Raw genomic sequence first — 19,163 nt, forward strand, 5'->3', positions numbered from 1 at the left:
AAACAGCGATGCAATCAGAAGCCACAATGCAACCGGGTGTTGCCTCCTCGTTCAAAAGCCTTTCCGCCATGCTCGGCCTCGCGGTGATGTGGGGCTTGTCCATTCCGGTGACCAAGCTCGGACTCCAGACAATGCCGCCGCTGACGCTGACCGCATTGCGGTTTGGCATAGCTGTTCCGCTTCTGCTGCTCTTCGTTCTGGGCAAACAAAGACTTCCACTCAAGGCTTTTCCCAGACTGGCAGGGTTGGGTGTTCTGGGCATCGGCATTGGTCAGGTTTCACAGACATTGGGTGTTGCCGGCACATCGGCATCAGTCGGAACGATTATTTCCGCTACCATTCCGCTGTTTGTCGTCGTTTTTGCAGCCCTTCGCCTGAAGCAGGCCGTTTCAGGCGTGCAGATGCTCGGACTGTTTGCCGCCTTTGTGGGAATCGGTCTGGTCGCTCTGGAAAAGGGCGATCCGTCTGCGGTTGGAACGCAAAACAGTCTCGTCGGTGCAAGCTTCCTGCTGCTGTCGGCAGTCGCTATCGCCTTCTATTATGTGTGGAGCGTTCAGCTCACGGTTCAGTACGGGACAGCCACAGTTGTCGCATGGAGCACTTTGTTCGGCTTGCTGGCACTCTTGCCGTTTGCCGGATGGGAAATCTCGACCGTCGATTTTCAGCTCAATTATGTTGCAATCGTTTCAGCGATCTATCTCGGCTTCATTGTGAGCGTTGCTGGTTTTTTCCTCTGGCTTCATCTCCTGCGGACGGTTCCGGCCAGAACGGCTGCCAGTGTTCAGTATCTGCAGCCTGTCTTCGGGGTCATGGCTTCGTCGATCATGTTTGGCGATACGATGGGGTGGTATTTCGCTGCCGGTGTCACACTTGTTTTAATCGGCCTGGCACTGACGATCTTCACGAAGCGACAAAGGCAATGAATATCGATATCGGGCCAATTTAAGCTGCAAGAAGGCCAAAAGCACAGGCTCGGTCTTGAGCATAGTGCAAAGGCCTGACAGAGGAGCGCGTTATTGCAACCGACATGGAGGCCATCTTGCACAAGCAAACCACTGCACAACTGGCCTTGGGCCTTTTGGATTGGAATCGAAAGCATCTGGTTCAAGGCGGAGCGCTTACCGAGGTAATCATAGCGGAGAAATTCGCAGACCAGTTCGTCGTCAAGGCCAATGGACGCGTCCATCCTGCCAATCATGCCAATTATCTGGCCTTTTTGAATGGTTTCCGCAGCACCATCCATTCCATCGACTACGATATGCAAGACGTTGTGGCGGAGGGAAACTCAGCCGTGCTGGCAATGGCTGCCACAGTCGTGCGTCTCGATGAAACCATAGATCGCTTCGAAGCGATGCTGCTTTTGAAATTCGATGAAGCTGACCTTGTCACTCTCTGGCACGAAGTTTACCTGAAAACACAATAGGGCGCGGTACGAGGCTTCCAGCAAAGACAGAACGCCGCGAGCACTTCGCGGCGTTTCAATTTCTGTTCGGATGTCCGTTATTGTCCGTGCGGACCGTCTGGAACGCGGTGCCTCATATAGACACGTGGCCGGTCATTCCCGTGCCAGCCTGGACGATCACGCCATCCACGGCGATCCCAATGTCTGTCGCGATAGTAGCGACGATCACGATACCAATAGTCATCCCGGTCATTGAGAGCAGAGCCTATGGCAACACCAGCGATAAGCGGAATGCCGATGAGCGCAGCTGTTCGACCGAAATCATCGGAGTAACCACCTGATGTTCCCTCGCGAAATGCCAGATAGCGCGATGATGCCCAGCCATAGGTCGGGCCATAGCTGACCTGACACCAGCCATAACCGGATGTGCAGCCACGCACGGTCAAAGGCGCTCCACTGGGTATGGAACCCAGCGTCGCATAGCGCGTGCCGGGGCCTGTTCGAATATTGAGATTGGTGGTGGATATGGCGTTCGCCGCCTGCGCTGCGCCCGCCGCAAATACGCCCAAGGCAACAAGGGCGGCTTTGAGAGCAAGCTTCATCGGAGTTCTCCCTGAACTGTCTCTATTGTCTATAAAACGACATCGATGGGCGAAGGTTCCAATCAGGGCAGACAGGTCGGGCGTGCAGAATAACAAAAAGCGCCGGAAAACCGGCGCTTTCGAGGATCTTTGCGGATTGCTGGAACTATCGTCTGCAGCGAGCCACATACATGCGGCCATGACGGTCGCGATATTGGCAGTTGCCGTTACGCAGTTCACGCACCAGAAGACCGCCCAATGCGCCTGCGCCGGCACCGATCAATGCGCCACGTCCGCCGCCAGCAATGCCGCCAATGATGGCACCTGCGCCGGTGCCGATGGAAATATCTTTTTCCGTAGTTGTGCAGCCCGTTATTGCGAGCAGGGCCACCAAACCAAGCGCCACTTTCCGCATCACTGTCTCCTCCTGAGAAATACCAGACTAAGCTTAAACGATTGATTTCATGATCGGTTGCGTTCGAACCTGCAGGCCCGGCCGAAAAATATCGCAGATCGAAACAGCGTCAGTGGCGACGATGGCGAAGGATGACCGCAATCGCCAACCCAGCCAGTCCGAACGCGATAACGCCTTGCAGAATGAAAACCCAGTTCATCATGATGTAGTCCTTTGACACTTACCTCATTGAGAGGTGCGTACGAATTTGGGTTCTACCTAGCGCATTTTAGTTGGATGGGAAACGCAAGATAATGGCTTTGAGCTGGAGCGCATCCCGAAAAGTGCGACGCGCCTACACAAGGAAATCAGTTCGCTGGACTGATTTCTGATCCTGTTTCGATTGGACATGGTGCGCTTTGATAAAAACTAATCGTATGAAATCATTAAATTTATTTAATGGGAGTATTCACTTGGCGTTCACGTTGGCGAGCGCATTTTCCTTACATCGAATAAACAAAGGAAGCCGATATGAAGCCGATCGTTATTGCTCTTACTGCCTTTTCCTTTCTTGCAGCTCCCGCTGCGATGGCTCAGCCTTATCCGTCGCAACAGGGGAAGCCGTCTCATAGCCAGACGTACAAAGGCGGTCCGAAATATGATGCGCGCAAATATGACAATCGCCGTCACCAGAGCTGGAAGAAGGGCAACCGTCTGCCGCCAAACTACCGCGGCCACGTCGTGAACAACTATTCTGGCTACAAGCTGCGCAAGCCGCCACGCGGCTATCACTGGGTCAAGGTCAACAACGATTATATGTTGATCAGCATCGCAACCGGTATCATTTCGTCCATCGTGGCGGGCCGGTAAATAATCTGCACAAGAAAGGCGGCCATTGGCCGCCTTTTCCATGTCTGCAATGTCAGTTCTCGGGGCCAAAATATTTGGCTTTCAGCTTGGCGACCTCTTCACTCTCGTGAGCACTGATGATTGCCACGCTGGCGGGTTTGACGAGTTCACTATGGCGCGGAAAGGCAAAACCATATTTGTCCGGGCTGAATACAGTGCCTACCAGATCGACAGGCTGGTCGGCGTGCTGGTGGGCGTAATATTCCAGAACCGGCCCGTCACCGACGATTGCCGCAATTTCATCGCTGACCAGTGCGTTTACCGCTTCGGGCATGTGATCGAAAGGAACGGTCGCGATAGAACGCGACCTCAGAAACTGTTCTGCGACGCTGCCTGCTCGCACACCAACGGATTTCCCCTGCAGATCAGAAAGGCTGGAAATATTATTGTCGATATGGGCGACGGTCATGACACTCGTAATCGACGAGGTCATGTAGGCGATTATCGCTATGCCAAACACCATCCAGAATGTCTGCCAGATGCGTCCCATCCAACCGAACAGGTTTTTGCGTGAAGTTTTGCCAGACGTCGCAATGGAAACCACGTGATAGAAACTCTCTGCCAGTCCCTCGCGCCAGCGTTTCGGAAAGCCTTCATCAAAACGCCTGTCGAAGATCGTCAGCAATACCGTGGCCGCAACGAGAATGCCGAGGATCCAGGCATAGGTCGCCAGATGCCCCGCATCATCAAGGCGGCTGATGAGATCGTCCCAGCCGCTTCCTGCTTGGGTATGCACCATGATGCGCAAGCCAGCATCGAACCATGGATGGGTGAAATCCACGATCTCGGCACGCTGTTCCGTGATTGTCAGATTGGTTACGGCGGCTTCGACTTTACCTTCTGACACGGCTTTTACGAGTTCGGTGTAGTTCGGATACTCCACATATTGCGAAGCAAGGTTCATGCGTGCGGCAATATCCTGCCATATATCGATAGCCATGCCGGAATAGGCATTGCCCTGCTTGTTGACGAAAGGCTCACTCACATAAACGCCAACCTGTACCGGCTTGGGTGCTTGCTGCGCATAAGACGCTGACGAGAATGCCACCAAGAGTAGAATTAGAAGATATTTGTATAAACTGCGGTTGAAGAAGCTATTCATTGGCGTCAACGACAAGGCACGTCCCCAAAATTTCCAGTACTTGCGGTAGTCTGGATAAGATCGATATTTTAATTATATTAATATTTACTTCAATAGAAACCATTATATTCCGAGCAATATTATTATTAGTACTTACTAATTTAATTTGTTCTCTGGTCCGGTGGAATATGGAACCGAACGCCCTCCTGTTCAGTTATTGCGGCTAACAAGCCGAAGGTCACAACACGGCTAAAGAGGGGTTTATGGAGATTATCGACAATCCGGATTCTGCGGTGCGTCCGATCACGTCGGCGCCGCCACGTCTGCCGACCCTGGCGGCAATGGCTGTCGCCGTTGCCATTCTCTATTTTGCAAAAGATGTTTTCCTGCCTCTTGCCATAGCGGTGCTGCTGACATTTGCGCTTGCGCCGATTGTCGCCTTTCTGCGCAGGGCCGGGCTTCCACGCCTGTTCGCGGTGATTACAAGTGTGGCCGGTGGCTTTCTGATCGTCGCAGTCTTCAGCGCGGTCGTTGCCTTTCAGGTTTCTGAGGTCGGGCAGAATATTTCAATCTATCAGTACAACATCATCGAGAAGATCAGGACACTCAAGGAAGCGAGCTCAGACAACAGTTTCTTTGACAGGCTCAACCGCTTTGCCGAGCGCATAGGCACGGAAATCAACAGGCCGGAACAGAAAACACAGGCGCTGCCTTCGGATCAGCCGGAGGAAAAGCCGTTACTCGTCCAGATATTCGCGCCGCGCCATCCGGTTGAAACGCTCCGGAGCATAATCGAACCGCTCGTCGGTCCGCTGGCGACGACAGGTCTCGTCGTGGTTGTGGTGATTTTCATGCTGCTCGAACGGGAGGAGCTGCGGGATCGCTTCATAAGGCTGGTCGGCTATGGCGATCTTCACCGCACGACCGAAGCGTTGCAGGATGCGGGAAAGCGGGTTGGACAATATCTGCTGACGCAGCTTGTGGTGAATATTACCTATGGAGTGCCACTCGCTTTCGGACTTTGGATTTTGGGTATTCCGAATGCAGCTCTATGGGGAATGCTGGCAATCGTTTTGCGGTTCGTTCCCTATATTGGCCCGGTTATCGCGGCGATCCTGCCGCTGTTCCTTGCCTTTGCCGTTGCACCCGGCTGGAGCCTGCTCCTCTGGACAATCGGGCTCTTCGTCATCATCGAGCTTCTTATAAACAATGTGATCGAACCTTGGCTCTATGGTTCGCGCACCGGCCTTTCGCCGCTTGCAATCATCGTTTCGGCCATTTTCTGGACTTGGCTCTGGGGCCCGGTCGGGCTGGTCTTGTCGACGCCTCTGACGGTCTGTCTCGTGGTGCTGGGGCGTCATGTGCCGCAATTCGAGTTTCTGGAAATCCTGTTCGGCAATGAGCCCGTGCTCGATCCGAAGGAACGTCTCTATCAGCGCCTCCTGGCCGGAGACCCGGATGAGGCCACGGATAATGCCGAGGAAATGCTGGAACGGAAATATCTGGTCGAGTTTTACGGTTCGGTCGCGATCCCGGCACTCCTGATGGCGGAGCGGGACCGTCTGCGCGGTGTTCTGACCGAGCCGCAATTGCAGATCGTTGACGAAAGCACGAAGACGCTGGTGGCCAATCTGGAACAGATTGCGAGCGAGGAGGAGGGTGACGACGAAGAGATCGCGATTGAGAATCCCGATGGCGATGGTAGCGCATCCGATCTGGAACTTCCTTCCGGCGAAGGCCGGTCGCTGCTGACATTCGGGGGACGAAAGGGGCTCGACGACACGGCTGCGATCATGCTGGCGCAGGTGCTTGCCGTGCAGGGCGCGTCGGCAGAAGCCGTCGTGCATGATGCGCTCAAGCCCGCCAATCTCAGGGCGCTGGATCTTTCCGGCAGGGATACGCTGATAATCTGCTTTCTGGATCAGCAGGCGGCGCGTCACGCCCGGTTTGCCGTACGTCGTCTGCGACGGCTGCGGCCCTCTCTGCGCATTGGCGTGGTGCTGTGGCACGATCCGATCGAAGCACGATCCGTTGACCGGGAGGCGTTGCGGGAAGAAATGCAGGCGGATTTCGTCGCCTGCACCATGATAGAGGCCGTCGTGGAAGGCCTCTCTGAAATCGAACCGAAGCCCTTAAAGGCGGCAAAGAAAACGGTCCGCGCGCGGTCACGCAAGATGGCCGCTGCAAAACCGGCTTAGATCGCCGCAAACCCCTTTTCGAGGTCTGCAATGAGGTCCGGCACGTCTTCCAGACCAATCTGCAGGCGGATCACCGGGCCCGGATAGTCGCCCTTGGCCACGGTCCGGTCATCAAGGCGGACATGAACTGCGAGGCTTTCATAGCCGCCCCAGGAATAACCGAGGCCGAAAATCTCCAGCGCATCGAGGAAAGCATGGGCTTCCTTCTGCCCGCCGCTGGCGAGCACGATGGAGAAAATACCGGCAGAACCGGAGAAGTCCCGCTTCCAGATTTCATGACCCGGATGGCTTTCCAGTGCCGGATGCAGAACCCGGTCGACAGCCGGGTGGCTTTCAAGCCAACGGGCGACGTCCAGTGCGCTCTTGCGGTGATGTTCCAGCCGCACGCCCATCGTGCGCATGCCGCGCAGGATCTGGTAGGTGTCGTCAGCTGATGTGCACAGTCCAAGCGTTCCGTGCGTTTCCAGAAGCTGCGGCCAGCATTTTTCATTGGCCGAAATCGTGCCAAACAGAATATCGGAGTGGCCGGACGGATATTTGGTCGAGGCATGGATGGTAATGTCCACGCCGAAATCGAGCGCCTTGAAGTAAAGCGGGGTGGCCCAGGTATTGTCCATCATGACGATGGCGCCGCCCTTGTGCGCTTCTTCAACGATGGCCGGAATATCCTGCATTTCAAACGTGTTCGACGCGGGTGATTCCGTGAACACGACCTTGGTGTTCGGGCGCATCAGCTTTGCAATGCCGGAACCGATCTCCGGATCGTAATATTCGACTTCCACGCCCATGCGCTTCAGGATCGTATCGGCAAAATGCCGGGTCGGATTGTAGATCGAATCGACAAACAGCACGTGATCGCCGGGCGAGAGGAAGGCGAGAAGCGGAACGGTAACAGCGGCAAGACCGGACGGGACGCAGACCGTACCTGCCGAACCTTCCAGCGCATCAATGGCAGCGCAAAGCGCATCGCTGGTCGGTGTGCCACGCGTGCCATAAGTGTATTTCTGGCCACCGGTTGCCATCGTCTCTGCGTCCGGGAAAAGCACGGTCGAGGCGCGGACAACGGGCGGATTGACGAAGCCATGATAATCGCGCGGCTGATAACCATCGTGAGCCAGCCGTGTGTTTATACCCAGCTTCTCTGTCTTGCCCTGCTGCTTAGTCACGAAAATGCCTCCAGACCATGTTGCATGCTATCCCACTGATTCTCGCCCACCGATTCTCGAACAAGAGGATTCTGCCGGGTCGCATCAAGGTCGGCTGCGGCAAAAAGATCTGCGATTCCGTTTGCGGCGGAAACTTTGAATACTTGGATAGGATGCGCGCGTTCCGGATGCAACCTCGCGTGCAATTTATTGCGTAAGAAGCTTTTGAAAGGGTATTTCTATTATGATGGCGTCAGGCACGGGAAGCATTTTTCTATATCCCTTTCGCGCGGCGCTGGAACTCCTTCGAGCTCTTCTGCGCCCGGCTTACAAGGGGGCGCCATCCTCATGGACGCTTGAGATGACCGCAATTGTGGTGCTTCTGCCGTTCATTATCCTCGTGCTGCATCTGTGGGATGCTGACATCGTTCGCGTCACGGTGCAGAGCACCAATTTTATCATGGAATTCCTGCGTGCGGTTACGGATGCGATTCGCACTATCGTCTGGCTGGCAATCGGCATTGTCGTCTGGCTCGTCACAGCGATACTGCTTTCGCCAAAACTGCGTGATAGTGCCAGACCATGGTTCGTGAAACTCCATAGCTGGGCAACGCTGGTGCTGACGTCGATTGTTGTGGGGAGCATCCCGACTGAAATCGGTAAACTCGCCATCGGTCGGGCGCGCCCGTTCCTGCTCGATGACGTGGGCGCAGCCTATTTCTCACCGTTCAAAGGCCAGTTTCTTTATGAAAGCTTCCCGTCAGGCCATTCCATGATGGCTGGCATCATGATGGTCTCGCTTTGGATATTCCTGCCGCGCTGGCGCGTCCTTACAGCCCCGGCATGTTTTCTCTTCGGGATCAGCAGGCTTGCCGCGGGCGCGCACTATCCGACCGACATCGTGGCCGGTCTGACGATCGGATTCGTGGCGACATGGTGGGTTGCCCGCTATATGGCGACGCGAAATATTATTTTTTCTTTGGATGGTGAAAGCGCGATGCCGCGCGTCTGATTTCTATCAGGAGTTGCTCTCGGCATTGCCCATCTAGGGTGGTAGTCAAATTTAACCAATTGAATTAATTGAGTTATAATGCCGTATTCCAACTGGTTGCGGCATGATCTTCTCTGGAGAAGGTTTCTACCCAGAAATCGGGAAATCGTGTAAATTTTCAAATATTTCCCCCTCATCTTTTTTGGAGGCCAGCTCGCCGGGCTGCGTTATTGCCTTGACCAAAGGCAATTTTTCGCCTTCGATAAGACCCGTGAAGGCGGCAGGTTTGTCACTGCGCTCAAAAACAAGAATCGAAGACCGGAAAGCGGTCTCGGGCGAGGGGCAGCCTGCTGTATGGCATGGGCTTGGGAGGTCACACGGCTTTTCCGACGGGTTTATGCAAAAATAAAGCAACAAGAGACGCTTGAGCCAAGGGTTCAGCGCTCTCCAGGGAACAAAAGGTTGCAGGCCAGATGAAAAAAACTCTTATGACGGGTGTATTGGGTGCGGCGGCGCTGTTTAGCGTAGCTTCGGGAGCATCCGCGGATACGCTTTCCGATGTGAAGGCGAACGGTTTTCTGCAGTGCGGCGTTAATACGGGTCTGCTTGGCTTTGCTTCGCCCAACGACAAGGGTGAGTGGTCCGGCTTTGACGTAGACTATTGCCGCGCTGTGGCTTCTGCGATTTTCGGCGATCCAACCAAGGTGAAGTTCACGCCGCTGAACGCCAAGGAGCGTTTTACAGCCCTGCAGTCGGGTGAAGTGGACGTCCTGATCCGTAACACGACCTGGACGATCAGCCGCGACACTGCGCTTGGCCTTGATTTTGCTGGCATCAACTACTTTGACGGCCAGGGCTTCATGATCAATTCAAAGAAGCTGTCGGGCATCAATTCCGCATTGCAGCTTTCCGGCGCTTCCATCTGCGTTCAGGCCGGTACGACGACCGAGCTGAACATGGCCGACTATTTCCGCGCCAACAAGATGGAATATAACCCGGTTGTCTTCGAGAAGATCGAAGAAGCCAACGCCGCTTACGATTCCGGTCGTTGCGACGCCTATACGACCGACCAGTCCAGCCTCTACGGGGTTCGTCTGGCGCTTGCCAATCCGGATGATCACGTCATCTTGCCGGAAATCATCTCCAAGGAGCCATTCGGTCTGACCGTTCGTCAGGGCGATTCCAAGTGGGCGGATGTCGTTCGCTGGACCCATAATGCGCTGCTCAACGCTGAGGAATACGGCATTACGCAGGCCAATGTCGAAGAGATGAAGAAGTCCGACAATCCGGATATCAAGCGTCTTCTCGGTGTGGAAGCAGACACGAAGATCGGTACCGATCTCGGTCTCGACAATGACTGGGTGGTGAAGATCGTCAAGGGCGTCGGCAATTACGGTGAAATCTTCGAGCGCAATATCGGCGCCAGCAGCCCGCTCAAGATTGCACGTGGCATCAACGCCCAGTGGAACAAGGGCGGCCTGCAATACGGCGTCCCTGTGCGCTAACGGGCCCTTCTTTCCAGACTGATCATCGGCGGGTGCAGCAGCGCCCGCCGGATTTGTCGGCTCTGCAGTTTGTCCGTTTGCTATTGGCCTCGCGTCGTGAGGGCATTTGAACGCTGATAAGCTGCTTTTTGGAATTCAACCGCGTCTTGCAGGCCCGCAAGCTCGAGATGAGCCTGAATTGGGGATGGCAAGACCGAACGGTTCGGCATTCGATGTCTCGATTTCAGGAATTGCTCCGCAGATGCGGTCAGCCTTTCCTGTTTGAGGTCGATGCAGCCAGCCGAGAGGCACAGGAAACATATGGCTTCCTATTCTGCAACTGAACGTCGCCAGGACAGCGGCGGAACTTCGCTCCTGTACGATCCGCGGAATCGCGGCATCTTCTATCAGGTCATTGTCTTTGGTGCGGTCATTGGCGCGATCTACTGGATTGTCGGCAACACGATCACCAATCTGCAGCGCGCAAACATTGCGTCCGGTTTCGCCTTCCTCAATGGGCGTGCCGGGTTTGATATCAGCCAGACGCTTATTCAGTACAACAGCGATTCGAACTATGGCCGGGCCTTTCTGGTTGGCCTCGTGAATACGCTTTACGTTGCCGCGCTGGGTGTCATTACGGCATCGATCATCGGGTTTCTGGTTGGTATCGGCCGTCTTTCGCGCAACTGGCTGATCCGCAAGATCTGCACGGTCTATGTGGAGATATTCCGCAATATTCCGCCGCTGCTCGTCATCTTCTTCTGGTATTTCGGCGTTCTGTCGGTCCTGCCGCAGGCCCGCGACAGCTTCTCGCTCCCGCTGGGCACTTACCTGAACAATCGCGGCTTCTTCATGCCATCTCCCATATGGGGTGAGGGGGCGTGGCTTCTGCCGGTGGCGCTTCTCATCGGCATCGTCGCTTCGATCATCGTCGCGCGTTGGGCAAAACGCCGCCAGATGGCAACCGGCCAGTCCTTTCACACGATACGCGTGTCCGCCGCCCTGATTATCGGCCTGCCGATACTGGCGCTGATCGCGACCGGTTTTCCGGTTTCGTTCGACTCGCCGAAGCTCGGAACGTTCAATCTGACCGGCGGCGCACAGATCAAGCCGGAGTTTCTGGCTCTGTTTCTGGCGCTTTCCTTCTATACGGCGTCCTTTATCGCTGAAACGGTTCGCGCCGGCGTTCTGGGCGTCAACAAGGGGCAGACCGAAGCTGCTTATGCAGTCGGGCTTCGTCCCGGCCAGACGATGCGTCTCATCATCGTGCCGCAGGCGCTGCGCATCATCATTCCACCGCTCTCGAGCCAGTATCTCAATCTTATCAAGAACTCGTCGCTCGCCATTGCCATCGGCTATCCCGATCTTGTCGCCGTAGGTGGCACGATCCTCAACCAGACCGGTCAATCGGTCGAAGTCGTGGCGATCTGGATGGTGATCTACCTGGGCATCAGCCTGATTGTGTCCGGCCTGATGAACTGGTTCAATGCCAAGATGGCGCTGGTGGAGAGGTGACAATGGAAAACGCAGATCTCCAATATGTCCGCTCGCAGATGGTGGATGGCGAAGCGCCGCCACGCTCCGTGCAGGGCATTTCGCACTGGTTGCGCGTCAATCTGTTCGCAACGCCTGTCGATGCGGCGCTGACCATTCTCGGCCTGCTGGCCGTGGCGTGGTTCCTCCCGCCAATCATCGAGTGGCTGTTCTTCAAGGCCGTTTGGACGGGTGCGGATCGCACGGCCTGCCTGACTGTCGCGCAGGGCGGCACACAACCGGAAGGCTGGTCGGGCGCCTGCTGGGCATTCGTGAACGCGAAATACGAGCAGTTCATCTATGGCCGTTATCCGATTTCGGAACGCTGGCGCGTCAATCTGACGGCGCTGATCTTCGTCGTCCTGCTGGTGCCGCTGCTGATTCCGAAGGCCCCGAAGAAGGCTCTCAATGCGATCCTGTTCTTCTTCGTGTTCCCGATCGTCGCCTTCTTCCTGCTGGTCGGCGGCTGGTTCGGCCTTCCTTATGTGGAAACGCCGCTTTGGGGTGGGCTTCTGGTCACGCTTGTGCTGTCCTTTGTCGGTATCGCCGTATCGCTGCCGCTTGGTATCGTGCTCGCGCTCGGACGCCGTTCAAAGCTGCCGGTCATCAAGACCTTCTCGATCATCTTCATCGAAATGGTGCGCGGCGTTCCGCTGGTGACGGTGCTGTTCATGGCCAGCGTCATGCTGCCTTTGTTCCTGCCGCCGGGCGTGACTTTCGACAAGCTCCTGCGTGCGCTCATCGGCGTGGCGCTGTTCGCTTCGGCCTATATGGCGGAAGTGGTGCGCGGTGGTCTTCAGGCTATCCCGCGCGGGCAGTATGAAGGTGCGGATGCGCTGGGTCTCAGCTACTGGCAGAAAACGGGACTGATCGTTCTGCCGCAGGCGCTGAAGCTTGTCATTCCGGGTATCGTCAACACCTTCATCGGTCTGTTCAAGGATACGAGCCTTGTCTACATCATCGGCATGTTCGATCTGTTGGGCATCGTCCGTCAGAATTTTTCCGATGCCAATTGGGCTTCTCCACAGACGCCTGCCACCGGTCTCATCTTTGCGGGCTTCGTTTTCTGGATTTTCTGTTTCGCAATGTCGCGATACTCTATATTCATGGAACGACGGCTCGACACGGGTCATAAACGATAAGAATAAAGGGAATAATGGAAATGAGTGCACAAAACGCCCTCCCGCAATCCGAGCTGGGAATGGATGTTGACCGTTCGAAGATGCAGGTTTCCACAACCGATGTCGCCATCGAAATCACCAATATGCATAAGTGGTATGGTGAGTTTCACGTCCTGCGCGACATCAATCTGAAGGTCATGCGCGGGGAGCGCATCGTTGTTGCCGGACCGTCGGGCTCGGGCAAATCGACCATGATCCGCTGTATCAACCGTCTGGAAGAACACCAGAAGGGCAAGATCGTCGTCGACAATATCGAGCTGACCAACGATCTCAAGAAGATCGATGAAGTGCGCCGCGAAGTCGGCATGGTGTTCCAGCACTTCAACCTCTTCCCGCATCTGACCATTCTGGAAAACTGCACGCTTGCGCCGATCTGGGTGCGCAAGATGCCGAAGAAGCAGGCGGAAGAAATCGCCATGCACTATCTGGCCCGCGTGAAGATTCCGGAACAGGCCAACAAATATCCGGGCCAGCTTTCCGGTGGTCAGCAGCAGCGTGTGGCGATTGCTCGTGCACTGTGCATGAACCCGAAAGTCATGCTGTTCGACGAACCGACATCGGCTCTCGATCCGGAAATGGTGAAGGAAGTTCTGGACACGATGGTAAGCCTCGCTGCCGAAGGCATGACCATGATCTGCGTGACGCACGAAATGGGCTTTGCCCGTCAGGTTGCCAACCGCGTGATCTTCATGGATCAGGGCCAGATCGTCGAGCAGAACTCGCCGGACCAGTTCTTCGACAATCCGCAGCACGAACGCACCAAGCTGTTCCTGAGCCAGATTCTGCACTAATCAGATTAGTGGCCTGAAATCGAAACACCCGCCGGTTCGCCGGCGGGTGTTTTTGTTTATTCGTCGTGTGGGCCTTCGCAGAACTGGATGCGATTGCCGAAAGGGTCGATGACCGCCATTACGCGGCCCCACGGCTCATTTTCGATTCCCGGTCGCATGAAGCGGTAACCGCGTGCGTTGACCTCTTTGTGCAATTCCTCAACACCTTGCATGCGCACGAAAATATTGGCGCCCGGACTTCCGTCGCCGTGATGCTCGCTGAGATGCAGGACAAGCGCACCGCGGGAAACCTGCATATAAAGCGGCATTCCTTCGGCAAATCGATGCTCCCAATCCAGATTGAAGCCGAGAAAGCCGAGATAAAATTCACGAGCTTTCTCTATGTCGAAAATGCGAAAGATCGGACAGGTTTGCTCAAACTGGATTGCCATTCTGAAACGCCTTTGCGACTGATTATTCCGTGACACGGGAGAGGGAAGCAGTGACTGATTTTCAATGGGTGGAGAAACTCGCGCCTGAGCAATACAGCGAATTTCATGAGTTTTACAGTAAAGAATGGTGGACGAGCGAGCGGACGCTTGATGACGTCACGCACATGCTGGCCCATTGTGATTTGCTTCTGTTCTGCCTCGACGCAGAAAGCCGGATCGCAGGTTTCGCCCGCGTTCTCACGGACTTCACCTTCAAGGCGATGGTCTTCGATGTGATCGTGTCGGAGAAGCATCGTGGACGAGGGCTCGGACAAGCCCTTGTTGAACGCATTCTCAACCAAGAAAAGTTGAAGCGTGTGAAAAGTTTTGAGCTCTACTGCCCGGAACGGCTTGTGCCCTTCTACGAGAAGCTTGGCTTCGTGAAGGGCACATCCTCGTTACTTTTCAACCAGCGTTAGAACACCGATCTGACTGAATCAGGTCGGTGTTCTGAGTATTTGTTTCGTCGCATTTGCCTCACGCAAAACCGCTTCGCACTTTTGCTGGAAATGCTCTAATCCTCGACAAACCGGCGCAGGCGCTGGAGTGCGTCGTCCCACTGGTTGGAAACGGTTGCGAGATAGGCGCGGGCGTCAATCAATGGTGCAGGATGCAGGCGAAACCTGCTCTCCCGTCCGACCTTTTCCCGCTCGACCAGATTTGCCTGTTCCAGCACGGACAGATGCTTGGTGACAGCCTGCCGGGTGATGCTGCCGTTTTGCGACAGCACCACAATCGAACGGCTTTCGCCATCACTCAGGGTTTCGATGAGCGCCAGCCGGGTCGGATCGGCGAGCGCTGCGAAAACCATGGACATGTCCATACCGGTCATCTCTGGCCTATCATACATTTTCGACGTGTCTTTTGATGTTGCCGACCTGTTCCTCCCAGCCGCCCTCGTTCATCCGTAACGCCAGCGGCCGACGTTCGGCAGGCAAGGCATCGAAACCACTTTCGACCACCGTCAGCCGCGTTCCGGTCTCGATCGGTTCCAGTTTGAATTCCACCAGCGTCGGCGGCTCCTTGGAATAGTCGATACTGCGGTCCACCGCATAGGGATGCCAAGTGAAGGCAAAGTAGCTTGGTGCCTTCATTTCCTTGATGAGTGATTCCCAAGGCTCGTGCTCGAAACCGGGATAGGTGATGTGGCCGGTCGAACGGGTGCCGACGATGAACGGCCCGTCGATCTTGACCTGAAACCAGCTCCCAAACTCTTCATGATCGGTGAGGGCGCGCCATACGCGGTCGATCCCTGCATGAATATCGACGGTTTTCGCGATGCGGTCAGTATTGTTTGCAATGGTCATGATATGCATCCTCCGTAATTGGCAACTTAATGGTTGCCAATATAGGGTACTTAACGAAATACGCAACTAAAAAGTTGCATATTTTATTCGGGCGCGGTCGCCTTGTCGGGAAGCGGGAACAACGTCACGAATTTTTCTGCAAGGGTGCGGTCGCCTATAACCTTGAGAATATTGGCGCTTTCCAGCACTGAAAGAGGCTGCCCGCCATAGATGGCGGCAGCCAGCATACGCGGTGAACTTTCGAAATGGAGATCGTATTTCTGCGCTGTGCCGCGCTCTATCCGAATCCCTTCATCGTTCAGCTGTGCGGTAAAATCTTCTCCGTCCAGACGGAGACCGATCACGGCGCGCATACCGAGAGCCCTGTCATGATCCATCATGGTTCTGAGCGACAGCAGGAATGAAGCTGTCGAAATCGGCAGGTTGGGATCATGCTTTGGTGAACGCGCGGCCCAACGACCCAACGTCTGAAGGATGGGTTCGCTCTCATAGCCCCATTCAGTCAGTTCGTAGACCTGCACCGATGCGGGAGGTGGAAGTTTTGTCTTGCGAAGAATGCCTGCTTCTTCCAGCCCTTCAAGCCTCTGGCTGAGGACATTTGCACTCACACCCGGCAGATCAGCCCGTAGATCGCTGAAGCGTTTGGGACCGAACATCAATTCGCGCATAACCAGAAGCGACCAGCGTTCCCCAATCAAATCAAGGGCATGGGCCGCAGCGCAAGCATCGTCATAACTGCGTTTGGCGGTTGGTTTTTCCGGTTTGGTTATTTTTTCTAACTTCATGGTTGCTAATTATAACTTATATGCCATTATGTACAAGCGAACTTTGAGTTCTTCCGATGCCAATTGCGTGAATTGTTTTACGCCCGGAAGGCTCAAGCATCGATTGCATGTCGGGCCTCAGACTCATGGCTCGATCTTATCGCCGGGGGAGCCGGGCAGGCGATAGATAATCGTAAAATAAAATCAGGCCACTTGGCCTTCCAACGGAGGAAATCTTATGCCGAAAATGATATTCGTGAACCTGCCAGTGAAGAATGTTGCGCAGTCGACCAGCTTCTACGAAGCCATCGGGGCTACCAAGAATCCAATGTTCTCGGACGAAACGGCTTCCGGCATGGTCTTTTCGGATACGATCCACGTGATGATCCTTGACCACGAAAAGTTCAGCCAGTTTACGCCGAAAAAGATCGCAGATGCCAACACGGTCAGCGAAGTGCTGGTCTGTTTGTCCGCGGAAAACAAGGCTGAAGTCGATACCACCGTTGAGAAAGCGGTAAACGCTGGCGGTAAGGCGGATCCGGGTCCGAAACAGGACTATGGATTCATGTATGGACGCAGCTTTGAAGATCTTGACGGCCATATCTGGGAGATAATGTGGATGGATATGGAAGAAGCCAAGAAGGTTATGGGCTGAGGAGGAAACAATGTCAGGTCTGACAATCTGTCTCTGGTTCGACAAGCAGGCCGAAGAAGCGGCGAACCACTATGTCTCGATCTTCCGCGCTTGCGGAAGATCGGCTTCTGTCGATGGCTTCATTCGATTTGAGCATGCACACCAGCCCGAAGGCACGGATGTGGTTGTGGCGAACTTCACGCTCGACGGGCAGGCGATATCCGGCCTCAACGGCGGGCCGACCTTCAAGTTTTCCCCGGCAGTTTCGCTTTTCGTCCAATGCAAGGATCAGGTGGAACTGGATATGTTCTGGGAGAAACTGATGGAGGGCGGCGCGCCGATGGAATGCGGCTGGCTGACGGACAAGTATGGCTTCTCGTGGCAGGTCGTGCCGCAGATGTTGCTGGATGTCCTGCAGAACGGCACAGCCGAACAGCGCCAGCGCGTGGCCGATGCCGTGATGAAGATGGTCAAGCTCGACGTTGCGACGCTCGAAGCTGCGCGCGACGCAGCTTAATTCCGCACGGCCGCAATGGCATCATAGCCATAGAGCCAGTCCAGATCCTTCAGGAAACTATCCGGACTGCGCATGGCGAAGAGCGTGTTGCGGCCAAGCGCGAAAATGCCGGTGGCGTGATAGGCGAACCTGTTCAACTGGCCGCGCTTGGCAACCGCAGCGATCCGCTCCTTGCGGACGGTATCGAAGCGCTTCAGTCCTGCTTCATGTTCGCCACTGTCCAGCGCCTCGGCAAGGGCCGCTGCATCCTCGATCGCCATGGCGGCACCTTGCGCAGCAAAAGGTGTGACCGCGTGCGAAGCGTCGCCGAGAAAAATCGTCCGGTCAGGCCCGACGAATTGAGCATCTGCCATTTCGAAAAGCGGCCAATAGGTCCACTCATCGGCAGCCGCCAGCACATCGCGAACGGGAGCGCTCCACTCCGCGTAGATGGAGCGCAAGCGCGCCGGATCGCCGGTTCTGGACCAGACTTCGCCGGGGTTTTCGCCCGTCGTGATGGCGACGAAATTGAAGAAACTGCCGCCCTTGACCGGATAGGCGATGAAATGCGCTTGCCTGCCGAGCCATGCTGAAACTGCGTTGCTTGTTACAACAGCAGACGAAAACGATGCGGGGAGGGCATCCGCCGCGAGCGTAGTGCGCCAGGCAATATGGCCGCTGAACCTTGCCTTGCTGAAACCTGCCTTCGAGCGCTCCGCCGACCAGACGCCATCGCAGGCGATCAGATATGCAGCGTCGACAGATTCTTCGGAATTGCCCCGGCGGATAGTGGCTGCAACAGCGCCGTTTTCGACGCGATGATTTGTGATTTCAGCGCCGAGGCTGATGTCGATGCCGGGCTCTTCACGGCAGGCGTCGAGCAAAGCGGATTGCAGATCGGCGCGATGGCAAACGACATAGGGATGGTGCCAGCGCTGAGAAGCCTTGTCGCCAAGCTTCATTTCCATCAGCGGACGCGCTTTGCGCCCATCCATGAGGTAGAGCGCTTCCGGCGTTATGGCTTGTGCAGAAAGACGGCCGGCAACGCCGAGCCGTTCCAGATGACGCATCGCATTGGGTGCAAGTTGCAGGCCAGCACCGACTTCCGAAAGGGTCTCGGCCTTTTCGACAAGCCGGACATTCCAGCCGCGCGCTGCCAGCTCCAATGCTGCCGACAGACCGGCAACTCCGGCCCCGGCAATCAATATGCGCCCTTTGCTCATGTCGATGAGATCATCCGGCATTCAGCCCCGTGAGGCTGCCCAGATCAGGCAGCTTTGTCGGCGGGTGCTTCGTAAACGCAGCCAGCCGGAACGGTTTCGTCGGCATGGAGCTTGGCGTTGTAGCGATAGAGGGTCGAGCAATACGGGCAAACGACTTCACTTTCATCACCCATGTCGAGAAACACGTGCGGATGATCGAAAGGTGGGTTTGCACCGACGCACATGAATTCCTTCACGCCGATTTCGATGGCCGCATGGCCGGCGTCGTTCTGAAAGTGAGGAATAATGTGATCGGACATAATATGCTCCGGTTCTGGTCGATGGGCGGTATGAGCATGATCCTGAACCGGGTCCCGGACAGGATCATGCATAGACATTGGCATGCGTGTACCGCGAAAGTCTTGTTTCCGGAAGCGTTTTCATCAATTCTGAGGACATTTCAAGCTAATTGCTATCAAACTGTCATATGACAGCCATAGGCTTAAGGCAGAGCCGGAATGTTCCGGTGGAAGTCGGGACAGGAAAAATGAGCGAAAACAGCGTTATGGCGAGCGAAACCCCCAACGCGATTGAAGGCGG

General features: G+C 55.5%; 22 protein-coding genes. 12 read left to right on the forward strand and 10 right to left on the reverse strand.

Annotated elements, in window-relative coordinates; translation table 11 throughout:
- Positions 1 to 26: 26 nt before the first annotated feature.
- Complete coding sequence (locus OHI65_RS13555) at positions 27 to 923, forward strand: DMT family transporter (RefSeq protein WP_235824323.1); 897 nt, start codon at positions 27 to 29, stop codon at positions 921 to 923.
- Positions 924 to 1,027: 104 nt separating this feature from the next.
- Positions 1,028 to 1,423: a hypothetical protein gene (locus OHI65_RS13560; protein WP_264359031.1), complete on the forward strand. Its 396-nt coding sequence runs from the start codon at positions 1,028 to 1,030 to the stop codon at positions 1,421 to 1,423.
- Positions 1,424 to 1,500: 77 nt separating this feature from the next.
- Here OHI65_RS13560 and OHI65_RS13565 read toward each other — a convergent pair whose 3' ends face one another.
- Entirely contained in the window at positions 1,501 to 2,004 is a 504-nt protein-coding gene (locus OHI65_RS13565; RefSeq protein ID WP_012092367.1) for an SH3 domain-containing protein, read from the reverse strand.
- 145 nt (positions 2,005 to 2,149) lie between these two features.
- Positions 2,150 to 2,398, reverse strand: a complete 249-nt coding sequence (locus OHI65_RS13570; RefSeq protein ID WP_012092366.1) for a YMGG-like glycine zipper-containing protein — start codon at positions 2,396 to 2,398, stop codon at positions 2,150 to 2,152.
- A gap of 510 nt (positions 2,399 to 2,908) precedes the next feature.
- Between OHI65_RS13570 and OHI65_RS13575 the strand changes: the two genes are divergently transcribed.
- Positions 2,909 to 3,247 (forward strand): RcnB family protein, encoded by a 339-nt coding sequence (locus OHI65_RS13575; protein ID WP_151662804.1) that lies wholly within the window; start codon positions 2,909 to 2,911, stop codon positions 3,245 to 3,247.
- A gap of 52 nt (positions 3,248 to 3,299) precedes the next feature.
- Here OHI65_RS13575 and OHI65_RS13580 read toward each other — a convergent pair whose 3' ends face one another.
- Positions 3,300 to 4,403 (reverse strand): transporter substrate-binding domain-containing protein, encoded by a 1,104-nt coding sequence (locus OHI65_RS13580; RefSeq protein WP_264359032.1) that lies wholly within the window; start codon positions 4,401 to 4,403, stop codon positions 3,300 to 3,302.
- Between the two features lie 227 nt (positions 4,404 to 4,630).
- Between OHI65_RS13580 and OHI65_RS13585 the strand changes: the two genes are divergently transcribed.
- Positions 4,631 to 6,565 carry an AI-2E family transporter gene (locus OHI65_RS13585; protein WP_264359033.1) on the forward strand — a complete coding sequence of 645 codons (1,935 nt, stop codon included), beginning with the start codon at positions 4,631 to 4,633 and terminating at the stop codon, positions 6,563 to 6,565.
- On the opposite strand, the gene OHI65_RS13590 is transcribed toward OHI65_RS13585, so the two are convergent.
- Positions 6,562 to 7,731 (reverse strand): cystathionine beta-lyase, encoded by a 1,170-nt coding sequence (locus tag OHI65_RS13590; protein ID WP_012092361.1) that lies wholly within the window; start codon positions 7,729 to 7,731, stop codon positions 6,562 to 6,564. The genes OHI65_RS13585 and OHI65_RS13590 overlap by 4 nt on opposite strands.
- A 223-nt stretch (positions 7,732 to 7,954) precedes the next feature.
- Here OHI65_RS13590 and lpxE point away from each other — a divergent pair, with 223 nt between their 5' ends.
- From lpxE to OHI65_RS13615, 5 genes are all read left to right on the forward strand, one after another.
- Positions 7,955 to 8,722 (forward strand): lipid A 1-phosphatase LpxE, encoded by a 768-nt coding sequence (gene lpxE / locus OHI65_RS13595; protein WP_012092360.1) that lies wholly within the window; start codon positions 7,955 to 7,957, stop codon positions 8,720 to 8,722.
- Positions 8,723 to 9,174: 452 nt separating this feature from the next.
- A complete protein-coding gene (locus OHI65_RS13600; RefSeq protein WP_264359034.1) occupies positions 9,175 to 10,206 on the forward strand; it encodes an amino acid ABC transporter substrate-binding protein in 1,032 nt (343 codons plus the stop codon).
- 300 nt (positions 10,207 to 10,506) lie between these two features.
- Complete coding sequence (locus OHI65_RS13605; protein WP_264359035.1) at positions 10,507 to 11,700, forward strand: amino acid ABC transporter permease; 1,194 nt, start codon at positions 10,507 to 10,509, stop codon at positions 11,698 to 11,700.
- Positions 11,701 to 11,702: 2 nt separating this feature from the next.
- Complete coding sequence (locus OHI65_RS13610; RefSeq protein WP_012092358.1) at positions 11,703 to 12,860, forward strand: amino acid ABC transporter permease; 1,158 nt, start codon at positions 11,703 to 11,705, stop codon at positions 12,858 to 12,860.
- Between the two features lie 20 nt (positions 12,861 to 12,880).
- The gene (locus tag OHI65_RS13615; RefSeq protein ID WP_012092357.1) at positions 12,881 to 13,690 is read left to right on the forward strand and encodes an amino acid ABC transporter ATP-binding protein; all 810 of its coding nucleotides are present in this window, start codon (positions 12,881 to 12,883) and stop codon (positions 13,688 to 13,690) included.
- Positions 13,691 to 13,746: 56 nt separating this feature from the next.
- Here OHI65_RS13615 and OHI65_RS13620 read toward each other — a convergent pair whose 3' ends face one another.
- Entirely contained in the window at positions 13,747 to 14,121 is a 375-nt protein-coding gene (locus OHI65_RS13620) for a glyoxalase superfamily protein (protein ID WP_029925143.1), read from the reverse strand.
- Between the two features lie 50 nt (positions 14,122 to 14,171).
- Here OHI65_RS13620 and OHI65_RS13625 point away from each other — a divergent pair, with 50 nt between their 5' ends.
- Positions 14,172 to 14,579, forward strand: a complete 408-nt coding sequence (locus tag OHI65_RS13625) for a GNAT family N-acetyltransferase (RefSeq protein WP_264359036.1) — start codon at positions 14,172 to 14,174, stop codon at positions 14,577 to 14,579.
- Between the two features lie 95 nt (positions 14,580 to 14,674).
- On the opposite strand, the gene OHI65_RS13630 is transcribed toward OHI65_RS13625, so the two are convergent.
- From OHI65_RS13630 to OHI65_RS13640, 3 genes are all read right to left on the reverse strand, one after another.
- The gene (locus tag OHI65_RS13630; RefSeq protein ID WP_029376230.1) at positions 14,675 to 14,992 is read right to left on the reverse strand and encodes an ArsR/SmtB family transcription factor; all 318 of its coding nucleotides are present in this window, start codon (positions 14,990 to 14,992) and stop codon (positions 14,675 to 14,677) included.
- Between the two features lie 10 nt (positions 14,993 to 15,002).
- Positions 15,003 to 15,467: an SRPBCC family protein gene (locus OHI65_RS13635; protein ID WP_012092353.1), complete on the reverse strand. Its 465-nt coding sequence runs from the start codon at positions 15,465 to 15,467 to the stop codon at positions 15,003 to 15,005.
- An 83-nt stretch (positions 15,468 to 15,550) separates the two neighbouring features.
- Positions 15,551 to 16,252: a winged helix-turn-helix transcriptional regulator gene (locus OHI65_RS13640; RefSeq protein ID WP_264359037.1), complete on the reverse strand. Its 702-nt coding sequence runs from the start codon at positions 16,250 to 16,252 to the stop codon at positions 15,551 to 15,553.
- 217 nt (positions 16,253 to 16,469) lie between these two features.
- Here OHI65_RS13640 and OHI65_RS13645 point away from each other — a divergent pair, with 217 nt between their 5' ends.
- Positions 16,470 to 16,886, forward strand: coding sequence for a VOC family protein (locus OHI65_RS13645; RefSeq protein ID WP_010661071.1), 417 nt, complete (start codon positions 16,470 to 16,472; stop codon positions 16,884 to 16,886).
- A 10-nt stretch (positions 16,887 to 16,896) separates the two neighbouring features.
- Complete coding sequence (locus OHI65_RS13650) at positions 16,897 to 17,382, forward strand: VOC family protein (protein WP_010661072.1); 486 nt, start codon at positions 16,897 to 16,899, stop codon at positions 17,380 to 17,382.
- Here the strand turns inward: OHI65_RS13650 and OHI65_RS13655 are convergent.
- Together OHI65_RS13655 and OHI65_RS13660 are read right to left on the reverse strand one after the other, a co-directional pair.
- Entirely contained in the window at positions 17,379 to 18,584 is a 1,206-nt protein-coding gene (locus tag OHI65_RS13655; RefSeq protein ID WP_264359166.1) for an FAD-binding protein, read from the reverse strand. The two genes, OHI65_RS13650 and OHI65_RS13655, sit on opposite strands and share 4 nt — an antisense overlap.
- A gap of 44 nt (positions 18,585 to 18,628) precedes the next feature.
- The gene (locus OHI65_RS13660; RefSeq protein WP_010661074.1) at positions 18,629 to 18,883 is read right to left on the reverse strand and encodes a zinc-finger domain-containing protein; all 255 of its coding nucleotides are present in this window, start codon (positions 18,881 to 18,883) and stop codon (positions 18,629 to 18,631) included.
- Positions 18,884 to 19,163: the final 280 nt, after the last annotated feature.

Origin of the sequence: Brucella sp. MAB-22, from assembly GCF_025908475.1 — a bacterium.
Taxonomy (GTDB): domain Bacteria; phylum Pseudomonadota; class Alphaproteobacteria; order Rhizobiales; family Rhizobiaceae; genus Brucella; species Brucella anthropi.

Excerpts from the sequence above, each read along its gene's own strand:
- OHI65_RS13555 (WP_235824323.1), top strand. The coding sequence starts at position 27 with ATGCAACCGGGTGTTGCCTCCTCGTTCAAAAGCCTTTCCGCCATGCTC.
- OHI65_RS13560 (WP_264359031.1), top strand. The coding sequence starts at position 1,028 with ATGGAGGCCATCTTGCACAAGCAAACCACTGCACAACTGGCCTTGGGC.
- OHI65_RS13565 (WP_012092367.1), bottom strand. The coding sequence starts at position 2,004 with ATGAAGCTTGCTCTCAAAGCCGCCCTTGTTGCCTTGGGCGTATTTGCG.
- OHI65_RS13570 (WP_012092366.1), bottom strand. The coding sequence starts at position 2,398 with ATGCGGAAAGTGGCGCTTGGTTTGGTGGCCCTGCTCGCAATAACGGGC.
- OHI65_RS13575 (WP_151662804.1), top strand. The coding sequence starts at position 2,909 with ATGAAGCCGATCGTTATTGCTCTTACTGCCTTTTCCTTTCTTGCAGCT.
- OHI65_RS13585 (WP_264359033.1), top strand. The coding sequence starts at position 4,631 with ATGGAGATTATCGACAATCCGGATTCTGCGGTGCGTCCGATCACGTCG.
- lpxE (WP_012092360.1), top strand. The coding sequence starts at position 7,955 with ATGATGGCGTCAGGCACGGGAAGCATTTTTCTATATCCCTTTCGCGCG.
- OHI65_RS13600 (WP_264359034.1), top strand. The coding sequence starts at position 9,175 with ATGAAAAAAACTCTTATGACGGGTGTATTGGGTGCGGCGGCGCTGTTT.
- OHI65_RS13605 (WP_264359035.1), top strand. The coding sequence starts at position 10,507 with ATGGCTTCCTATTCTGCAACTGAACGTCGCCAGGACAGCGGCGGAACT.
- OHI65_RS13610 (WP_012092358.1), top strand. The coding sequence starts at position 11,703 with ATGGAAAACGCAGATCTCCAATATGTCCGCTCGCAGATGGTGGATGGC.
- OHI65_RS13615 (WP_012092357.1), top strand. The coding sequence starts at position 12,881 with ATGAGTGCACAAAACGCCCTCCCGCAATCCGAGCTGGGAATGGATGTT.
- OHI65_RS13620 (WP_029925143.1), bottom strand. The coding sequence starts at position 14,121 with ATGGCAATCCAGTTTGAGCAAACCTGTCCGATCTTTCGCATTTTCGAC.
- OHI65_RS13630 (WP_029376230.1), bottom strand. The coding sequence starts at position 14,992 with ATGACCGGTATGGACATGTCCATGGTTTTCGCAGCGCTCGCCGATCCG.
- OHI65_RS13635 (WP_012092353.1), bottom strand. The coding sequence starts at position 15,467 with ATGACCATTGCAAACAATACTGACCGCATCGCGAAAACCGTCGATATT.
- OHI65_RS13640 (WP_264359037.1), bottom strand. The coding sequence starts at position 16,252 with ATGAAGTTAGAAAAAATAACCAAACCGGAAAAACCAACCGCCAAACGC.
- OHI65_RS13645 (WP_010661071.1), top strand. The coding sequence starts at position 16,470 with ATGCCGAAAATGATATTCGTGAACCTGCCAGTGAAGAATGTTGCGCAG.
- OHI65_RS13650 (WP_010661072.1), top strand. The coding sequence starts at position 16,897 with ATGTCAGGTCTGACAATCTGTCTCTGGTTCGACAAGCAGGCCGAAGAA.
- OHI65_RS13655 (WP_264359166.1), bottom strand. The coding sequence starts at position 18,584 with ATGAGCAAAGGGCGCATATTGATTGCCGGGGCCGGAGTTGCCGGTCTG.
- OHI65_RS13660 (WP_010661074.1), bottom strand. The coding sequence starts at position 18,883 with ATGTCCGATCACATTATTCCTCACTTTCAGAACGACGCCGGCCATGCG.